This is a genomic window from Streptomyces sp. NPDC101110 (genome assembly GCF_044759525.1).
In the GTDB taxonomy this organism is placed as follows: domain Bacteria; phylum Actinomycetota; class Actinomycetes; order Streptomycetales; family Streptomycetaceae; genus Streptomyces.
In genome coordinates this window covers 134398-152341 of the sequence record NZ_JBIVZM010000004.1, presented here as the reverse complement: position 1 = coordinate 152341, position 17944 = coordinate 134398, and the positions used below count along the sequence as shown (strand labels likewise).

14 protein-coding genes and 2 tRNA genes are annotated in these 17944 nt (G+C 73.5%); 9 read left to right on the top strand and 7 right to left on the bottom strand.

The genetic code is table 11. The features are described from left to right. Nucleotides 1-22 precede the first annotated feature (22 nt). The 4 genes from ACIQU3_RS10050 to ACIQU3_RS10035 all read right to left on the bottom strand — a co-directional run bounded on the left by ACIQU3_RS10050 (nt 23) and on the right by ACIQU3_RS10035 (nt 2589). A complete protein-coding gene (locus tag ACIQU3_RS10050) occupies nt 23-595 on the bottom strand; it encodes a GNAT family N-acetyltransferase (RefSeq protein ID WP_403742678.1) in 573 nt (190 codons plus the stop codon). 67 nt (nt 596-662) lie between these two features. After that, entirely contained in the window at nt 663-1202 is a 540-nt protein-coding gene (locus ACIQU3_RS10045) for a DinB family protein (RefSeq protein WP_403742681.1), read from the bottom strand. Nucleotides 1203-1211: 9 nt separating this feature from the next. After that, a complete protein-coding gene (locus ACIQU3_RS10040) occupies nt 1212-1676 on the bottom strand; it encodes a hypothetical protein (RefSeq protein ID WP_403742684.1) in 465 nt (154 codons plus the stop codon). Nucleotides 1677-1713: 37 nt separating this feature from the next. Then, nucleotides 1714-2589, bottom strand: coding sequence for a bifunctional DNA primase/polymerase (locus ACIQU3_RS10035; protein WP_403924320.1), 876 nt, complete (start codon nt 2587-2589; stop codon nt 1714-1716). Nucleotides 2590-2827: 238 nt separating this feature from the next. Between ACIQU3_RS10035 and ACIQU3_RS10030 the strand changes: the two genes are divergently transcribed. The 6 genes from ACIQU3_RS10030 to ACIQU3_RS10005 all read left to right on the top strand — a co-directional run bounded on the left by ACIQU3_RS10030 (nt 2828) and on the right by ACIQU3_RS10005 (nt 8787). Beyond that, entirely contained in the window at nt 2828-3742 is a 915-nt protein-coding gene (locus ACIQU3_RS10030) for a bifunctional MaoC family dehydratase N-terminal/OB-fold nucleic acid binding domain-containing protein (RefSeq protein WP_403742690.1), read from the top strand. Beyond that, the gene (locus tag ACIQU3_RS10025) at nt 3739-4122 is read left to right on the top strand and encodes a MaoC family dehydratase (protein ID WP_403742693.1); all 384 of its coding nucleotides are present in this window, start codon (nt 3739-3741) and stop codon (nt 4120-4122) included. Before ACIQU3_RS10030 ends, ACIQU3_RS10025 begins: the two co-directional genes overlap by 4 nt. After that, on the top strand, nt 4119-5291 hold the full coding sequence (locus ACIQU3_RS10020; RefSeq protein ID WP_403742696.1) for a lipid-transfer protein: 1173 nt from the start codon (nt 4119-4121) through the stop codon (nt 5289-5291). Before ACIQU3_RS10025 ends, ACIQU3_RS10020 begins: the two co-directional genes overlap by 4 nt. Nucleotides 5292-5424: 133 nt before the next feature. Then, complete coding sequence (locus ACIQU3_RS10015; protein WP_033309804.1) at nt 5425-5985, top strand: SigE family RNA polymerase sigma factor; 561 nt, start codon at nt 5425-5427, stop codon at nt 5983-5985. Nucleotides 5986-6111: 126 nt separating this feature from the next. After that, a complete protein-coding gene (locus ACIQU3_RS10010; protein WP_403742702.1) occupies nt 6112-7800 on the top strand; it encodes a long-chain fatty acid--CoA ligase in 1689 nt (562 codons plus the stop codon). A gap of 123 nt (nt 7801-7923) precedes the next feature. Continuing rightward, nucleotides 7924-8787 (top strand): hypothetical protein, encoded by an 864-nt coding sequence (locus ACIQU3_RS10005; RefSeq protein ID WP_403742704.1) that lies wholly within the window; start codon nt 7924-7926, stop codon nt 8785-8787. A gap of 153 nt (nt 8788-8940) precedes the next feature. On the opposite strand, the gene ACIQU3_RS10000 is transcribed toward ACIQU3_RS10005, so the two are convergent. Continuing rightward, nucleotides 8941-10140, bottom strand: coding sequence for an MFS transporter (locus tag ACIQU3_RS10000; RefSeq protein ID WP_403742706.1), 1200 nt, complete (start codon nt 10138-10140; stop codon nt 8941-8943). Between the two features lie 129 nt (nt 10141-10269). Between ACIQU3_RS10000 and ACIQU3_RS09995 the strand changes: the two genes are divergently transcribed. Further along, nucleotides 10270-10848, top strand: coding sequence for a TetR family transcriptional regulator (locus tag ACIQU3_RS09995; RefSeq protein WP_234850656.1), 579 nt, complete (start codon nt 10270-10272; stop codon nt 10846-10848). Nucleotides 10849-11242: 394 nt separating this feature from the next. Here the strand turns inward: ACIQU3_RS09995 and ACIQU3_RS09990 are convergent, their stop codons facing one another. Together ACIQU3_RS09990 and ACIQU3_RS09985 are read right to left on the bottom strand one after the other, a co-directional pair. Beyond that, a complete protein-coding gene (locus ACIQU3_RS09990) occupies nt 11243-16207 on the bottom strand; it encodes a PAS domain-containing protein (protein ID WP_403742714.1) in 4965 nt (1654 codons plus the stop codon). A 355-nt stretch (nt 16208-16562) separates the two neighbouring features. Next, nucleotides 16563-17105, bottom strand: a complete 543-nt coding sequence (locus ACIQU3_RS09985; RefSeq protein WP_403924317.1) for an SSI family serine proteinase inhibitor — start codon at nt 17103-17105, stop codon at nt 16563-16565. Nucleotides 17106-17292: 187 nt separating this feature from the next. Between ACIQU3_RS09985 and ACIQU3_RS09980 the strand changes: the two genes are divergently transcribed. Together ACIQU3_RS09980 and ACIQU3_RS09975 are read left to right on the top strand one after the other, a co-directional pair. After that, nucleotides 17293-17383: transfer RNA gene (locus ACIQU3_RS09980), tRNA-Ser, on the top strand. A gap of 394 nt (nt 17384-17777) precedes the next feature. After that, nucleotides 17778-17850 (top strand) — tRNA-Arg (locus ACIQU3_RS09975). Nucleotides 17851-17944 lie beyond the last annotated feature (94 nt).

The following is a 17944-nucleotide window of genomic DNA, read 5'->3' as shown; positions in this document are numbered from 1 at the left end:
TCGCCAGCGGTCGGGCCTTTTCTCAGCGCAGGTCCAGGCGCATCAGGATCCGGGGATGGCCGGCCAGGACCGAGGTCGTGTCCGCGGTGTGCGTGAAGCCGGCGCGTTCGAAGTTCTTCCGCAGGCCCGCGTACGCCATCGTCAGGTCGACCTTGGCGTCACCGTTGTCCAGAGGGTAGGCCTCGATCACGGGTGCCCCCCGGTCCCGGGCGAAGGCGACCGCGCCGGCGATGAGGGCGTGCGAGATGCCCTGCCGTCGATGCCCCGGGCGGACCCGGACGCACCAGAGCGACCACACCGGCAGGTCGTCGACGTGCGGGATCTTGCGGTTGCGGGCGAAGGAGGTGTCGGCGCGCGGGGCGACGGCCGCCCAGCCGACCGGTTCGTCACCGTCGTAGGCCAGCACACCCGGGGGCGGTTCGGCGTGGCACAGCTCGGCGACGTACTCGCCCCGGGCCGGGCCCCGCAGCTCCTTGTTGAGTCGGGAGGGGATCCGGTTGCTCAGGCACCAGCACACGTTCGACGCGGGCGACTTCGGCCCGAGCACGGCACGGACGTCCTCGAACTCCGTGGCCGGGCGTACGTCGATGCTCATGTCTCCACGATGTCACGCCCGGGGCGGGCGCGCGCCGGGAGCCGGGGCACGGCCGGGCCGCACGCGTTCACCGCGCCGCGTCCGGTGCGGAAGCCGCCCGCAGCAGGCGCAGTTGGCCGATCTCGGTCACGTTCTTCATCAGCTCCGCGTTCACCCAGGCCACCATGTGCGCGACGGTGTGCCGGGGGTCGTCCGGCCAGGGGAAGGGGGCGGTGGCGTCCAGGTCCTGGTCGGTGAGGCCGTCCAGGACCTTCAGCCACTGGGTGCGCAGGTCACGCAGCCATGCGACCGTCGGGGCGCCGGGGCCGGGCCAGACGATGTCCTCGCGGCCGCGGGGCGGGCGGCCCTCCGTGTGGTCGAGGGCGACGCTCCACCACCAGCCGAGGTGCCAGCTCACCCAGGCGACGGTGGGGACGGGGACCGGGTCGGGTTCGGTGTCCGCCCAGTCCGGGACCCAGGTGCCGTCGGGGCCCCGGCGCATCGTCCAGCAGAGCGCTGCGGGCTCCCAGAGGAAGTCCTCCGGCTCCAGCCGCTCCAGGTGGTACTCGAACAGCGACCAGGTGAATTCCAGCTGCCAGCGCGGTAGTTCCGTCCGGGAAGTGCTCATCGGGCGACCCTACGGGGGAGCGGGGGCGTCCCGGGCCAGTACCGGCCAGTCGAGGTTCCGCAGCGCGGGCTCGGCGTCGCGGTCCGAGGGGAGGCGGGGGGTGGACTGGAACCAGACGACGGTCAGCCGCGAGCGGTAGGCGACCGGGTCGTGGGCCGGGTCCAGGGCAGTGGAGTGGAACGTGCCGAGGCAGGCCACGGCGGGCAGCACCTCGACCGGGCCGAGGCCGCCCGCGTACTGGTCGGGGTACTCGCGCCGCGGCGGGACGAGGTGCACCGGCGTGCCCGGGCGGGACCGCTCGGCGGCGTGCAGGAGGCCCCGGATCCGCAGGTCGTTCAGCGGCTTGCAGGGGTAGCCGTCCAGCAGGTCGCCGTAGGTCGAGGAGAACCGCAGGTCGGCGAGGTCCACCCGGCGGCCGGAGGCCAGGACGAGACGGGCGAGCGCCAGGGCCGGCGCCTTTGCGTGGCGTTGCATCGAGGTCTTTCGGTGGTGGTCATGGGCGGGGCCTTGCTCACGGCCGGTGCCCCGTCATCCGTGCCGCCGAGGCGATCGTCGCCCTGGCCTCCCGCTCGGACAGGCCTGTGTCCCGGGCCGCGTCGACCAGGGGATCGAGCAGGGCCGGGCCGATGCCGTCCTCGTAGGCCCGGCAGGCGGCCCAGAACAGGCGGGTGTTGCGCTGGCCCTCGTGCGCGGCCAGGACGAACTGGACCAGGCCCCGGCCGTGGCCCCCGGCGGCCGGTGCCTCGGGGTGGTGGGGGTGCGGGGCGCGGGGCGGTGGGATGAGCAGCCGCAACAGGGAGCGCGGGCAGGGGGCGGGGGCCAGGTGCGCGGTGCCGGGGGCGGCGGCGTACGCGCCCCGGTCCGTGCGCGAGCCGGGGCCGACCAGGTAGCCGCCCGCGCCGCGGATGTCGATGCCGGGGGCGAGCCGGCCCGCCGAGTTGGGGACGACCACCTCGGGCGGGCCGCTCAGCCACAGATGCCGTCCGCCGGACGGGGTGACGACGACCACGGTCGGCGGGATGGTGAACAGGTGCCGCAGCGCCAGCTCGCGCAGGGCGGCCGAGGAGTCCGTGCCGGTCTTCACGTCCAGGTCGACGCCGATCAGGTGGTGCGGGGGCAGCCCGCAGGCGATGCCGTAGCCGGTCGCCCGGGGCGCGGCGGCGAACAGCTCGCGGATGCGGTCCGGGTCGCTGGAGGCGTCGTAGACCCCGTGCCCGAGGCGGCCGCACGCCCCGTGGCAGGGGGAGGGCGTGGGGTCGTCGCGGTGCGGGGAGCGCAGCGCGGGGAGCTTGGAGCGGGACAGGGGGATGACGGCCAGTCCGCGCTCGGCGGCGGACAGGGCGTGTGCGAGGGCCAGCGTCGTGGCCTGCCGGTCGGTGGTGGCCATGCCTCTAGTTTCGTACGTACGTTCGAAAAAGGAAAGGGGAAACGGGGGTGATGCGCCTGGGGCGCTTCCCCGGCCGGGGAAGAGCGGGTGCGACGCGCCTGGGCGGTGTCCGGCCGGGAAGACCGCCGGAAGGCTTCGCCCCTTGCGGCGTCCGCGTTCGAACACCTCTGGCCGCAGGCGTTTCTCGCGCCCCCGGGGCCCTTGACGGGGCAATGGATCTGACGGACAGTCAGAAACTGTGAAGGGTGAGCCGGAGGTCGACGAGGAGTTCGAGGCGCGCCTGAAGGCCTACGAGGGCCGGCCGGCCGCCGCCACCGGGGTCGGCCGCGACCCCGTCAACGAGCCGATGATCAGGCACTGGTGCGAGGCCATGGGCGACACCTGCCCCGCGTACACGGGACCGGACGCCATCGCGCCGCCCACCATGCTCCAGGCGTGGACCATGGCCGGACTCACCCACCGCCCGGAACGCACGGCCGCCTACGACGAACTCCTCACCCTGCTGGATGCGTCGGGCCATCACGCGGTCGTCGCCACCGACTGCGAACAGGAGTACCTGCGCCCACTGCGCCCGGGCGACGAGATCACCTTCGACTCGGTGATCGAATCGGTGTCCGGCCGCAAGACCACGAAGCTCGGGGCGGGTTACTTCGTCACGACCCGTACGGACGTCCGCGCAGGCGGCGAACTCGCCGGCACCCACCGCTTCCGCATCCTCAAGTACGCCCCCGCACACCGGCCCCCGGCACCGGCCGAACGCCGCCCCCGGCCCGTCGTCAACCGGGACAACGCCGGCTTCTGGGAGGGCGTGGCCCGCCATGAACTGCTCATCCAGCGCTGCACCGCCTGTTCCGCCCTGCGCTTCCCCTGGCTGCCGGGCTGCAACGCGTGCGGCTCCCCGGACTGGGACACCGTCGGGGCGAGCGGCGAGGGCACGGTCCACTCGTACGTCGTCATGCACCACCCGCCCTTCCCGGCCTTCGAGCCGCCCTACGCGGTCGGCCTGATCCAGCTCGCCGAGGGCGTGCGGATCGTCAGCAACGTCGTCGGTGTGCCTCACGACAAGGTGCGCATCGGCATGCCGGTGCGGCTGGAGTTCCGGCGCTACGACGACGAGCTGGTGCTGCCCGTCTTCCAGGGGGTGGCCCCGTGAGGCCGGGCGACCGGCTGCCGCCCCTGGAGATCCCGATCACCCGCACCCTGATCGTCGCCGGTGCGATCGCCTCCCGCGACTACCAGGACGTCCACCACGACCCGGAGCTCGCCCGGCAGAAGGGTTCCCCCGACATCTTCATGAACATCCTGACGACCAACGGCCTGGTCGGCCGGTACATCACCGACCACTTCGGCCCGCGGGCGCGGCTGCGCCGGGTCGCCATCCGGCTCGGCGCGCCCAACCACCCCGGCGACACGATGGTGCTGACCGGCACGGTCGAGAAGGTCGACGGCGACACGGCGACCGTGCGGATCGTCGGCGCGAACGGCCTCGGCACGCACGTCACCGGCACCGTGACGGTGAGGGTCGCGGGATGAGCCCGCGCGGGCGGGACGGTCTCGGCGGGCGCGCGGCCGTCGTCGGTGTCGGGGCCACCGAGTTCTCCAAGGACTCCGGCCGCAGCGAACTGCGGCTTGCCGTCGAGGCGGTGCGGGCGGCCCTCGCGGACGCCGGGCTGACCCCGTCCGACGTCGACGGGATGGTGACGTTCACCATGGACACCAGCCCCGAGATCACCGTCGCGCAGGCGGCCGGCATCGGGGAGCTCTCCTTCTTCTCCCGGATCCACTACGGCGGTGGCGCGGCCTGTGCCACCGTCCAGCAGGCCGCTCTGGCGATCGCCGCGGGCGTGGCCGACGTGGTGGTCTGCTACCGGGCGTTCAACGAGCGTTCGGGCCGCCGTTTCGGCTCCGGGGTGCGGCACCGGGAGCCTTCGGCGGAGGGCGCGGCCCTCGGCTGGCCGCTGCCGTTCGGCCTGCTCACCCCGGCCTCGTGGGTGGCGATGACGGCCCAGCGCTATCTGTACACCCACGGGCTGACCCCGGAGGCGTTCGGGCACGTGGCCGTCGTCGGCCGGAAGTACGCTGCGACCAACCCGGCGGCCCACTTCCACGGCCGCCCCATCACCCTGGCCGACCACGCCGCCTCGCGCTGGATCGTCGAACCGCTGCGGCTGCTGGACTGCTGTCAGGAGACCGACGGCGGCCAGGCCCTCGTCGTCACCTCCGTCGAACGCGCCCGCGACCTGCCCCACCCGCCCGCCGTGATCGCCGCGGCCGCCCAGGGCGCCGGACGCGCCCAGGAGCAGATGACGAGCTTCTACCGCGACGACCTCACCGGCCTGCCCGAGGCGGCGGTCGTCGCCCGGCGGCTGTGGCACACCTCCGGGCTCTCCCCGGCCGACATCGACGTGGGCATTCTCTACGACCACTTCACGCCGTTCGTGCTGATGCAGCTGGAGGAGTTCGGCTTCTGCGGCCGCGGCGAGGCGGCGGACTTCGTGGCCGAGGAGCACCTGCCCCTCAACACGCACGGCGGACAGCTCGGGGAGGCGTACCTGCACGGCATGAACGGCATCGCGGAGGCCGTGCGGCAGATCAGGGGCACGGCCGCGAACCCGGTACCGGGAGCGGAGCGGATCCTGGTGACCGCGGGGACGGGCGTGCCCACGTCGGGACTCGTGCTGACCGCCGACCCCCAGGGGTGAACCCGCAGTACCGCGGGCTCTTCGCTCCACCTACAGGAGGTGCACCGAGCCCTGCCCGTACAACCTGAGGGGGACCCCGCTTCGGGACCTGCGGCCGATCCGCCCGCGGGGTCGCCGCTCATAGCGTTGAGCCATGACCACACTCGTCTGCACGAGCGCTTCGAAGGCGGCCGGACCAGCGGCGCAGACCCTTCCGTACCCGTCCTTCTCGTCGTACGTCAGGGCCCGCCAGCCGGTGCTGCTGCGTACCGCCCGCTCGCTCACCGGCAACCCGAGCGACGCGGAAGACCTGCTGCAGACCGCCCTCACCAAGACGTACGTCGCCTGGGAGCGCATCGAGGACCACCGGGCCCTCGACGGCTATGTGCGCCGGGCGCTGCTGAACACCCGGACCTCGCAGTGGCGCAAGCGCAAGGTGGACGAGTTCGCCTGCGACGAGCTGCCCGAGCCGGACCCGGTGCCCGGCGGTGACGACCCGGCCGAGCAGCAGGCGCTGCGCGACGCGATGTGGCGGGCGATCATGCGGCTGCCCGACCGGCAGCGGGCGATGGTGGTCCTCAGGTACTACGAAGACCTCAGCGAGGTGCAGACGGCCGAGGTGCTCGGCGTTTCGGTGGGCACGGTGAAATCGGCCGTCTCCCGGGCGATCGGCAAGCTCCGCGAAGACGCTGAGCTGGGACTTGTCCGCCAGTGAGGCGGTGTCCCACCCGCTAGTGAGCCCCTTCTCCGGCATGGCGTGATCTGATCGATCGCCCGGTCCTAGTGACATACCGCGCGGTATGTGCGCAGAATCAGCGCAACCCTTACCACCGCGTAGGCAATGCCGCCCCGGGAGGACGCCGTGCTGAGCACCATGCAGGACGTACCGCTGTTGATCTCAAGGATCCTGACCCACGGGTCGACGATCCACGGGACATCACAGGTGACCACCTGGACCGGTGAGGACGAGCCGCACCGCCGCTCCTTCGCCGAGATCGGCGCCCGCGCGGCCCAGCTGGCCCACGCGCTGCGGGAGGACCTCGGCGTCACCGGCGACGAGCGCGTCGCCACCCTGGCCTGGAACAACGCGGAACATGTCGAGGCCTACTTCGCGATCCCGTCCATGGGCGCGGTCCTCCACACCCTGAACCTCCGCCTCCCGCCCGAGCAGCTGGCCTGGATCGTCAACCACGCAGCAGACCGCGTGATCATCGCCAACGGCTCCCTGCTCCCTCTGCTCGCCCCGCTGCTGCCGCACCTGAAGCCGGTCGAGCACGTGGTCGTCACCGGCCCCGGGGACCGCTCCCTCCTCGACGGTGCGGCCGTCGGTCACATCCACGTTCACGAGTACGAGGACCTGATCGCCGGCAAGCCGACCTCGTACGACTGGCCCGAGCTGGACGAACGCCAGGCCGCCGCCATGTGCTACACCTCCGGCACCACCGGCGACCCCAAGGGCGTGGTCTACAGCCACCGCTCCATCTACCTGCACTCCATGCAGGTCAACATGGCCCAGTCGATGGGCCTGACCGACGAGGACACCTCGCTGGTCGTGGTCCCCCAGTTCCACGTGAACGCCTGGGGCCTGCCGCACGCGACCTTCATGACCGGCGTGAACATGCTGATGCCGGACCGCTTCCTCCAGCCGGCCCCCCTCGCCGCGATGATCGAGAGCGAGCGGCCGACCCACGCCGCCGCCGTCCCCACCATCTGGCAGGGCCTGCTCGCCGAGCTGACGGCAAACCCCCGTGACGTCTCCTCCCTCGGCCAGGTCACCATCGGCGGCTCGGCCTGTCCGCCCTCGCTGATGGAGGCCTTCGACAAGCTGGGCATGCGGGTCTGCCACGCCTGGGGCATGACGGAGACGTCCCCGCTCGGCACGATCGCCCGTCCGCCGGCCGGTGTGGCCGGCACGGAGGAGGAGTTCGCCTACCGCCTCACCCAGGGCCGCTTCCCGGCCGGTGTCGAGGCCCGCCTGTCCGGGCCCGGCGGCGAGCGCCTCCCCTGGGACGGGGAGTCCGCCGGCGAGCTGGAGGTGCGCGGCCCCTGGATCGCGGGCGCCTACTACAACGGCCCCGGCGCCGAACCGCTGCGCCCCGCCGACAAGTTCAGCGAGGACGGCTGGCTCAAGACGGGCGATGTCGGCATCATCTCCGCCGACGGCTTCCTCACCCTCACCGACCGGGCCAAGGACGTCATCAAGTCCGGCGGCGAGTGGATCTCGTCGGTGGAACTGGAGAACGCGCTGATGTCCCACCCGGACGTCGCCGAGGCGGCCGTGGTCGCCGTCCCCGACGACAAGTGGGGCGAGCGTCCCCTCGCCACGGTCGTCCTCAAGGAGGGCTCCACCGCCACCTTCGAGACCCTGCGCGCCTTCCTCGCCGGCGAGGGCAACATCGCCAAGTGGCAGCTCCCGGAGCGCTGGACGGTCATCGAGGCGGTCCCGAAGACGAGCGTGGGCAAGTTCGACAAGAAGGTGCTGCGCAAGCAGTACGCGGAAGGGGAGCTGGACGTCACGTCCCTCGGCTGATCCGACCCGCCCCGAGGCCGGACGACCGACCCGCCCCGGCACCTCGTTTCTGGTTGGATCGAGGGGCCGGGCACCGGGCCGGGGAGACGGGGGACTGTCATGCAGTGGGGTGCGGCTCCTGCCGTGACGGCGGCAAGCGAGAGTGTGCTGTCCGAGTTCCAGCAGAACCTCGTCGTGGCCGTCGTGGGCGTGGTCCTCGGCATCCTGGGGACCGTCGCCATCGAGCGTATGAAGCTCCGCCGCGAACCGACCAAGCGGCTCTCCTGGGATGCCGAGGTCAGCAACGCCATGGTGTCCACCGACGACACCATGCGCCGCCGGCTCCGGCTCAGCTTCGACGACTTTCCCATCGAGGGCCTGAGTTCGGTCGAGTTCCGGGTCGAGAACAGCGGCAACCGGGTCGTCAAGAACGAGCGACTGCGCTTCAGTTTTCCGCCGGACGCCCGGATCCTCGAAGCGGTGCCGACGTCGCAGCCCGAGCGCGAGATGGGTGTGACCAGGCGCCCGGACCTCGAACAGGCCGTGAGCGAGGCCGTCTTCACGATCGCGCACCTGGAGCGGGGCCGGTCCGTGACGCTGCGGCTCTCCGTCGCAGCACGGGACATCACCGGGTGGAAGGTCGTGGACCACAACGACGAGGGGGACGTCGACTTCCACGAACGCGCGGCCGCCCGCAGGAAGGAGGACCGCGAGCACGTCCCCACCTTCTTCGCGCTGGCCTTCCTGACATTCACCGTCCCGCCTCTGGCCGCGCTGCTCGGCTATGTCGGGCAGCTGGCCGCCGTGGTGCTCGGCATCGCCCTCCTGGTCAGCATCGCGCCCCACATCGCCCCCACGGGCCGGACCCTTCGGGACTTCCTGACCAGGCCGGAGGCGCCCCAGGGCGGTATCCACATCGGGACGGTCGACTCGTCCACGTTCGCGATCGGCGACCGCAGCTCGGCCACCTCCGAACGGCCCGACCGCGTGCCGCCCCAGCCGTCCTGACGCCTGATCCGGACCCGCGGGGTATGCGGAGCCCGGTCGGTATGCGGAGCCCGGTCGGTGTGCCGAGCCCGGCCGGTACGCCGGTCCCGGCCGACCGGGCCGGCCCGGAATGCCTGCCCGCCCGGCCTGCCCGACCGTCCGGCTGCCTCGCCTTCACCGGCGTACGGAGGTCAGCCCCCACCCCAGCACCAGCCACACACCGGCCACCGCGCACACCCCGCCCCAGCCGAAGTGGCTGAACGCGGCCCCCGCGAGGGCCGAAGCGGCCGCGCCGCCCGCGAAACCGGCGACCACGTAGGCGGTGTTGGCCGTGGCGGGGGTGGAGGTCGCGGTCAGGGCGAGGGTCTGGTTGGCGACGTGCGAGGCGACCAGCGCCGCGTGCACGGCGATCGCCGCGGCGAACAACGCCACCAGCACCTGCCCGCCCAGCCAGAACAACGGCACCGACACGGCCGCGAACAGATACGCCGACCGCACGACCCGCGCCGCACCGAACCGGTCCACCAGCCCGCCCGCCAGCGGCGCCACCGCGCTCGCCGTCAGGCCGAACAGCCCGAACAGCCCGGCCGTCGCGGTGGACAGTCCGTACTCCGGCCCGGTCAGCAACAGAGCCAGCGAGGTCCACAGCGCACTCCACGCACCGAACATCCCGGCCTGCCGGACACACGCCCGCCACAGCTCCGGCGAGCTCCGCAGCACCGACGGCAGCGCGACGAGCCCGGCGAACAGCGGCCCGTCCCGGCGCCGCCGCGACGGCAGGACCACGGCCGTCGCGAGTCCCAGCACCAGGGTGAGCACGGCCGCACCGGCGAAGACCCAGCGCCAGCCGAAGGCCTGCCCGGCCAGCCCGCCCAGCACCCGGGCCCCGACGATGCCGGTGAAGAGCCCCGCGATGACCGCTGCGACATGCCGGGCACGCCGCTCGGCGGGGGCCCGCTCGGCGACCAGCGGGACGAGCAGCTGGGGGATGACGGTGGCCGCCGAGGCGACGAACATCGCGGCCGCCAGGACGGCGACACCCGGGGCGGCCGCGGCGGCACCCAGCGCGAGCGCGGTGACCAGCGTGAGCCCGGCGACCAGCCGCCGCCGGTTCGCACTGTCGCCCAGCGGGGCGAAGAACAGCAGGCCGACGGCGTAGCCGAGCTGCGCGACCGAGGCGATCCAGGCGATGGCGGAGGGCGCCGAGCCGAAGTCGCGGGCCATGAGCGGGAGCAGCGGCGCGGCGAGGTAGATGTTGGCCGCGGTGACCGCGCTGCACACGGCGAGCAGCGTGAGGAAGAGGCCGGGCGCGGGCGTCCGGGCCGGTGGCACGGAGGCCGTGGCCCGCGGGGCGGTGGTGGTGGCTGACGGCATGGGAAGGGACTCCTTGGAGTCGACTCTAGCAACTAACTGGTTGGTTGGCTGATGGGGAAACAGTCTGTGGCGCCCCGCCATTCCCTGTCAACCAAACAGTTGGTTACCTGGCCGCGCTACCCTCTCCCCATGGCAGCAAGGGACCCCGAGGCCACCAAGGCCCGGATCTTCGAGGCGGCGGTCGCCGAGTTCGCACGGCACGGCATCGCCGGCGCCCGCATCGACCGCATCGCCGCCGAGGCGAAGGCCAACAAGCAGCTCATCTACGCCTACTTCGGCAACAAGGCGGAGCTGTTCGCGATCGTCCTCGAGAAGAAGATGCTCCACCTCGCCGAAGCCGTCCCCGTCGACCCGGACGACATCGAGGGCTGGGTCGACCGCCTCATGGACTACCACGCCGCCCACCCGGAGCTGCTGCGTCTGCTCTTCTGGGAGGGCCTGGAGTACGGCAGCACCGAGCTGCCCCACGAGTCCGACCGCCGGGAGCACTACGTCCGCAAGGTCGCCGCCCTGCGCGACGGCCAGGAGCGGGGTGTCGTCACCGACGCGATCCCGGCCGCCGACCTGCTGTTCCTGCTGACCGCCCTGGCCAACTGGACCGCCGTCGTCCCGCAGATGCGGCGCATCCTGGTCGGGGAGGACGAGCCGGACCGGGACCGCCTGCGGGCGTCGGTGAAGGAGGCGGCCCGCCGACTGACGGCCCGTTAGGCCCTGGCGTCCGACGGCCTCCCGCCCGCCGGCTCCTGGGGCCCGCTGCCCTACCGCACACCAGATCCCGGGCCCGCTGCCCTACCGCACGTCAGATCCTGGGTCCGCCGGCCTACCGCACGTCAGATCCTGGGTCCGCCGGCCTACCGCACGTCAGATCCTGGGTCCGCTGCCCTACCGCACGTCAGATCCTGGGTCCGCCGGCCTACCGCACGTCAGATCCTGGGTCCGCCGGCCTACCGCACGTCAGATCCCGGTTCCGCCGGTCTACCGCACGTCAGGGCTTGCCATCCGCCGGCCGCCGCCGACAGGCCGGGTCCTGTCGGCAGGCAAGGTTCTGCCGGCGCGCCGAATCCTGTCGGCGCGCCAGGTCCTGCCGACTCGGCAGGACCTGTCAGTTGGTGCCGATGCGGCTGAGCAGGTCGACGATCCTGGTCTGCACCTCGGAACTGGTGGACCGCTCCGCGAGGAAGAGCACCGTCTCCCCGGAGGCCAGCCGCGGCAGGTCGGCCTGATCGACGGCGGCGGTGTAGACGACCAGCGGGGTGCGGGTGAGCTGCCCGTTCGCCCGAAGCCAGTCGACGATCCCGGCGTAACCCTCCTGCCGCCGCTGCACCTGCAGCAGGTCCATCACGACCAGGTTCGGCCGGAACTGTCCCGCCAGCGTCACCGCGTCCGCGTCACTCGCGGCCCGCGCGACCTGCATCCCGCGCCGCTCCAGCGTCGCCGTCAGCGCCAGCGCGATCTCCGCGTGCTCCTCGATCAGCAGGACCCGCGGCGGGTGCTGCTCGGTGTCGCGCGGCGCCAGCGCCTTCAGCAGGACGGCGGGATCGGCACCGTAGGCCGCGTCCCGCGAGGCCTGCCCGAGCCCCGCCGTGACCAGCACGGGCACCTCGGCGGCGACGGCCGCCTGCCGCAACGACTGCAGCGCGGTACGCGTGATCGGCCCGGTCAGCGGGTCGACGAACAGCGCGGCCGGGAACGCCGCGATCTGCGCGTCGACCTCCTCGCGCGAGTTCACGATCACCGGGCGGTAGCCGCGGTCGCTCAGTGCCTGCTGCGTGCTGACGTCCGGCGCCGGCCAGACCAGCAGCCGCCGCGGATTGTCCAGCGGCTCGGGCGGCAACTCGTCGTCCATCGGCTGCGGCCGCGGCGGATCGGCCACCTCGACGGCCCCGCCGGGCCCGTCCAGCGGCTCGGGCCCCTCGGCGGCGTTCTCGTCCGGCGCGCCTATGGCGTACGACCGTCCGCCGCCCTCGGTCATCTGCGCGAGGCGTGACTGACCGGCGAGGGACGGCTGCGCCGGGACGGGTGCCGAGGCCGGGGCCGGCACCTGCGCGGCAACCGGCGGCGGCGTGTGCTCGCCCGCCGGCCGCGGCCGCGTGACCTGCTCCGGACGGGGCCCCTGCTCAGCCGGACGCGGCTGCCCCTGCTCCGGGCGGGCCACCTGGTCCGTGCGCGTCGCCGGGTCGGGCGGCGTACCGAGCTTGCGGCGCCGGCCCGAGCCGCCCGGCTGGTGCGGGGGAGGCGTGGCCGACTGGTGAGGGCCGGACTGCGGGCCGGGTACGGCCGACGGCTGCTGGACCTGGGCCGCCTGCCGATTGAACGGCACGCCCTGGCCCAGCGTCCGCACGCTGATGGCACGGCCCTGCGTCGAGTTCGGATCGACGGGTCCGGCGGCCTCCGCGGGCAACGGCTGGGCCGCCCGCGGCGCACCCTCCGGCGGCAGCGGTGTGCCCGGCGCGGGGGTGTGCTGCTGCCGTGCCCGGGGCGGCGTGCCGTTGGCGGGCGCCGGGTGCGCGGTCCCGGCCCCCGTCGCGTCGTCGGCGGCGGGCCAGGGCCGGGCGGCGGGGGAGCCACCGTGCGGCGGGGTTCCGTCGGCGCGCGGGTTCGGTGCGTTCGTGTTCTGGGCGGGGGGTGCCGGGGTCGCGTGAGCCGGCACGCCATGGGCGTCGGTGCCCTGGACCGGAGTTCCCCGACCGTTCGTGGCCTGCGTGGCCTGGGGCGGGACGGTCTGCCCCGGGGCCGCCTCCGCGGGAAGCGGCCGGCCGGCGCCGGGCTGCTGCGGCAGGGGCTGGGCCGGGGCCGGGGGCGGCAGGACCTGCCCCGGGAGGGCTGCCTGCACACTCTGTCCGAGCCCGCCCTGAGCGGGTACCGACACGCCCTGCGGCACGTGCACCTGGGGGACGGCGCCCTGCGGCGGTACGGCACCGCCCGGCGCGGCAACCGGCGGCGGTACGGCACCGCCCGGCGCGGCACCCGGCGGCACGGCAGTGCCGGGCGCGACCCCGGCCTGCACGGGCGCGGCCTGCCCCGGCGGGATCTGGCCGGTGACGTCCTGCTGCGCGGGTACACCCTGGGCGGCTGCGGCGGGTACGGACCCCGTCGGCACGGCAGCGGCAGGCACGGAACCCGGCGGCACGGGCCCGCCCGGACCCGCGGGCGCGGAGCCCGCAGGCACCGGACCCGTCTGGTCGGCACCTCCCGGCACCGGCGCCGCGGTTCCCCCGGCGGGCTGCGGTGCCGCGACGGCCCGTCGCCGACGGCCGGTCGGCGCACTGGTCGGATGCGGCTGCGGCGGAGTGTGATCGGCGGATTGGTCGTGCGGAACGGCGTCGTGCCGCCCCTCGTCGGCCATCCCGTCACCGGCGACGGCCGACCCCGGAGCCGCCACGGCCTCCTGCGGCTGCCCTTGAGCCGGCACCTGTCCCTGTGCGGGCACCTGTCCCTGTGCGGGCACCTGTCCCTGTGCGGGCACCTGTCCCTGTGCGGGCACCTGTCCCTGTGCGGGTGCCAGGCCCTGTGCGGGCACCTGACCCTGAACCGGTGCCTGCCCCTGAACCGGCGTCTGGCCCTGAACCGGCGTCTGACCTTGGTCGGTCTGGGCCGGGGCTTCCTGTGGGGCGGGGGCGGGGTGTGGAGTCTGATCGGCCCCGGCCGGCGGCAGGGCGAACACCGGACGCGGCCCGGCCGCAGCCTCCTGCGCGGCGGCCGCACGCTCGTTGGCGGCGGCCAGCGCGCGCCGTCGGCGCCCGGTCGGCTGCCCGTCCTGCCCCTGAACCGCATCGGCGGAACCGGCGGACTCATCGCCGGACGACGGCGCGGACAGGGCGGGCGGCAGCGCCGCCTGCTCCCCCGGCTCGCGCCGGGCCCGCCGCCCGGACGGCGCGGGCACACCCTGCGGCGGCACGGTTCCGCCGAGGCCCGTGTTCGAGGCGGCGGCCCCCGCCGCATGCTCGGCGGCCGTCACCACGGCCCCTTCGGCGACACCCTGGACGGCACTGCCGACGGCACCCGCAGCGGCTTCCTCGGCCGCGCGCCGCCGCCGCCCGGTGCCACCGGACGCGGGGCCCGCCGCAGTACCCGCCGCGGCCTCCTCACCGGACGCCAGGGCCGGAAGAGCGGCCGGCTCGCCGGCGGCCCGCCGCCTGCGCCGCCCGGTGGGTGCGGCACCGTCGGCTCCGGGACCACCGGCCCCGTCGCCCTCGCCACCGGGAACGTCTCCGTCGAGGAAGGCGTCGGTAGTGGCCCGACGCGCCCGGCGCCGCCCCCCACCGGGGCCCTGCTCGGCGAGACCCACGGCAGCTTGATCCGCGGCAGCGGGATCCACGGCGGAGGGGTCCACGGCGACGCGATCCGCAGGGTCGACGACGGCGAGCGCGGCGGACTCGTCCGCCTGCTGGGCGGCAACGGCCCCGGCCCCACCGCCGATCGGCACCTCGAGGACGTACGCGCTGCCGCTCATCCCCGGCACGTCGTGCGTCTGCAGCACACCCCCGTGGGCTCGGACGATCCCGCGGACGATGGGCTCGTGCACGGTGTCGCCACCCGCGTACGGCCCGCGCACCTCGATGCGCACGACCTCGCCGCGCTGGGCCGCCGCCACCACGACGGTGTTGTCCAGGTAACCGCCCGCCGACACGGGCGTGTTGCCGGTGGCGTCGACCCCCGCCACGTCGGCGACGAGGTGCGCCAGGGCGGTGGCGAGCAGCCCGGGATCGACCTCGGCCTCGATGGGCGGCGCGTGCACGGCGAACTGCACCCGCCCGGGCCCGATCAGCTCGACGGCCCCGTCGACCCCGGCGGCGACGACGGCGTCCAGCATCACCTTCGTACGGGCGATGCCCTCGCCGCCCGCGTCGAGCCGCTGGTACCCGAGGACGTTGTCGATCAGTGTCGTGATGCGCGAGTAGCCCGCGGACAGGTGGTGCAGCACCTGGTTGGCCTCGGGCCACAGCTGCCCGGCGTCGTCCGAGGCGAGCGCGGCCAGCTCGCGGCGCAGTTCCTCCAGCGGGCCGCGCAGCGACCGGCCGAGCAGGGTCAGCAACTGCTCGTGCCGGGCGGCGAGCGCCTCGAACCGGTCCTTCTCCCGTTCCCCGAGCGCGGCGTACCGCTCCTCGTTGGCGGCGAGTTCCTCGGAGTGCCGCTCGGTCAGCTCCTCCAGCTCGGTGACGTGCTGCTGGCGCAGCGCGGTGAGCTCGGAGGCGTGCTCCTCGGCGATCCGCTCCAGCTCCTCCTCGTGCCGCTTCTGCGCCGCCTCCTTCTCCTCGACGACGGCGTCGTAGGGCCGCCGGTCGGTGAAGGTCATCACGGCGCCGACCAGCTGGTCGCCGTCGCGCACGGGCGCGGTCGTCAGATCGACCGGCACCTTGCCGCCGTCCTTGGCGTACAGCACCTGCCCGCGCACCCGGTGCTTGCGCCCGGAACGCAGCGTGTCCGCGAGCGGAGAGTCCTCGTAGGGGAAGGGCGAGCCGTCGGCACGCGAGTGCAGCACCAGGTCGTGCAGTTCGCGGCCGCCGAGGTCGCTGGCCCGGAAACCCAGGATCTGGGCGGCGGCCGGGTTGACGAGCACGATCCGCCCGTCGGTGTCGGTGCCGATGACGCCTTCCGCCGCGGCCCGCAGGATCATCTCGGTCTGCCGCTGGGACCGGGCGAGCTCCGCCTCGGTGTCCACGGTCCCGGACAGGTCGCGTACGACGAGCATGAGCAGCTCGTCACCGGTGTAGCCGTAACCGTCGTAGGCCTGCTGCCCGTTCTCGAGATTCGCACTGGTGACCTCGACGGGGAACTCGGTCCCGTCGGTCCTGCGCGCGATCATGCGGGTCGGCTTGGTCCGGGCGTGCGGATCGAGGTGTTCCGGCCGGCGCATGGAGCCGGGGATGAGCTTGGAGTCGAACTGCGGCAGCAGATCGAGCAGCCCGCGCCCCACCAGAGCGGTGCCCGGGGTCTCGAAGGCCTCCAGGGCGATGGTGTTGGCGTTGACGACCGTGCCGTTGGCGTTGACCAGCACCAACGCGTCGGGGAGGGCGTCCAGTATGGCTGCGAGGCGAGCAGCGCCTCGGGATGGCCTGCTGCTCACGAGACGCTTCCTCCCTGTTACCGCACCTTGCCGACCGCTCGGGCCATCTTGCCAACCGTCCCGCGGCGTGTCACGCGAGGGAGTCTAAGGGCTGCGGTTGCGCTCGCGACGCCGGATGAGAGGGAGGTCGCACACGAAAGTGACCCCGAACTGACGTCCGAGTAATCGTGAAACGCCCGCCCTCCTGCGACGACGTCGCGGGACCTTCGCGGGACCTTTACGAGAGCGGCGTTTCTGTACCTTTCGGCCGAGCCGCCCCCAGCTGGCGGAATGAGGGCGGAGTGTGGCGCAAAGGTCCCGGACCGACCGCTCCCGTCGCTCCCTCCCGCGGCCCTTCTCTCCCGCCCGGCCGACGTCAGCCCTTCCCCGCGGCCTTCATGTCGGGCAGCAGCGGCACGAGCCGGTCCCACCGGGAGATCTGGCAGCCGTCGCGACGGTCGTACATGGCGTCGACGGGCCGTCCGGCCCAGGTGCCGGTGACGTGAGCGGTGGCGGGCCCGCCGTACTGCATGGTGCAGAAGCCGCCTTCCGGCGCGGGCGCGAAGAGGTCCTGCCCCCAGCGCGTGTCCCGCTCCAGGGCGGCACAGGCGCCGTCCGGGTCGGGGTGGCTGCCGCCGTCGGGGTCGCAGTACAACTCGAACATTCCGTCGGCCCCGCCGCCGGCGTTCCGCACGGTGACGGTGAGGTGATCCCGATCCGGGCCGTGGACGTCGAGGTGATCCCGGCCCGGGCCGTCGCCGGGCCGGGCGGCCGGGGACGGCGGACCGGCCGGTCCGGCCTGGGCGTACGCGGCCGGGGGTGCCGCGGTCAGCGACCCGGCGGCGGCGACGGAGGCGGCGGCACCGACGAGGAGGCGCCGGAAGGCGGGGCGGGCCGTGGCCCGGGAAGTGGCACGCAACATGCGCTGTCTAACGCGACGCGGCCCGGGATGTTGCGCGCGGACGCCCGAGCGGGGCCCGTACGGGCCTGACAAGGCCTTTGCCCTGCGCCCTTCCCGCCTAGTACCGTGGGGGTCGATTGGTGACAGCACGCTCGACTGTGTCATCATCGGCACGCACCGCTCGCGCTCGCGCGGGAGTGATGCTGGAGGCGTCGCCTAGTCCGGTCTATGGCGCCGCACTGCTAATGCGGTTTGGGTCTTAAAGCCCATCGAGGGTTCAAATCCCTCCGCCTCCGCACTCAGCTCAGGGAGTCCGGTAAGTCATACCGGACTCCCTGAGCTTTTTCAGAGACTTTCCCCGCAGGCCGTGAGCCACATCACAGCACTACTGGGCTGCGGCCAGATCGCGATCAGCGGCGAGTCCTACGCCGCCGCCTACTCCTACGAGGTCTGCCGACCGGCCCTCGATGGCGGCCGCCTGAGCCCGCCCGGCCCGTCAACCGTCCGCACCCGCGCGCGACCGGCTCGACCGACTGATGACACCGCGCCGGCCGGGCCCCTGGGACGGTATTTCAGCAGGTCACAAGGGGTGCGGCTAACGGATTTCACATGGCGGCGGCAGTCATGTAATGTTCTTCCTGTCGCCGCGAGCGAGCCGGAAGGCCCGGGAGCGGCGATAAAACAGAACAAGCACTCGTAGCTTAACGGATAGAGCATCTGACTACGGATCAGAAGGTTGCAGGTTCGAATCCTGCCGAGTGCACACAGGTCAAAGGCCCCCTGGGATCATCCCAGGGGGCCTTTGACATCAACGGCTGACATCAACGCGGCCAGAAACGCCGATCACTCCTCGGTGG

Bases quoted from the DNA above. Each gene is read 5' to 3' on its own strand.
- ACIQU3_RS10050 (WP_403742678.1), bottom strand. From the start codon at position 595: ATGAGCATCGACGTACGCCCGGCCACGGAGTTCGAGGACGTCCGTGCC.
- ACIQU3_RS10045 (WP_403742681.1), bottom strand. From the start codon at position 1,202: ATGAGCACTTCCCGGACGGAACTACCGCGCTGGCAGCTGGAATTCACC.
- ACIQU3_RS10040 (WP_403742684.1), bottom strand. From the start codon at position 1,676: ATGCAACGCCACGCAAAGGCGCCGGCCCTGGCGCTCGCCCGTCTCGTC.
- ACIQU3_RS10035 (WP_403924320.1), bottom strand. From the start codon at position 2,589: ATGGCCACCACCGACCGGCAGGCCACGACGCTGGCCCTCGCACACGCC.
- ACIQU3_RS10020 (WP_403742696.1), top strand. From the start codon at position 4,119: ATGAGCCCGCGCGGGCGGGACGGTCTCGGCGGGCGCGCGGCCGTCGTC.
- ACIQU3_RS10015 (WP_033309804.1), top strand. From the start codon at position 5,425: ATGACCACACTCGTCTGCACGAGCGCTTCGAAGGCGGCCGGACCAGCG.
- ACIQU3_RS10010 (WP_403742702.1), top strand. From the start codon at position 6,112: ATGCCGCCCCGGGAGGACGCCGTGCTGAGCACCATGCAGGACGTACCG.
- ACIQU3_RS10000 (WP_403742706.1), bottom strand. From the start codon at position 10,140: ATGCCGTCAGCCACCACCACCGCCCCGCGGGCCACGGCCTCCGTGCCA.
- ACIQU3_RS09995 (WP_234850656.1), top strand. From the start codon at position 10,270: ATGGCAGCAAGGGACCCCGAGGCCACCAAGGCCCGGATCTTCGAGGCG.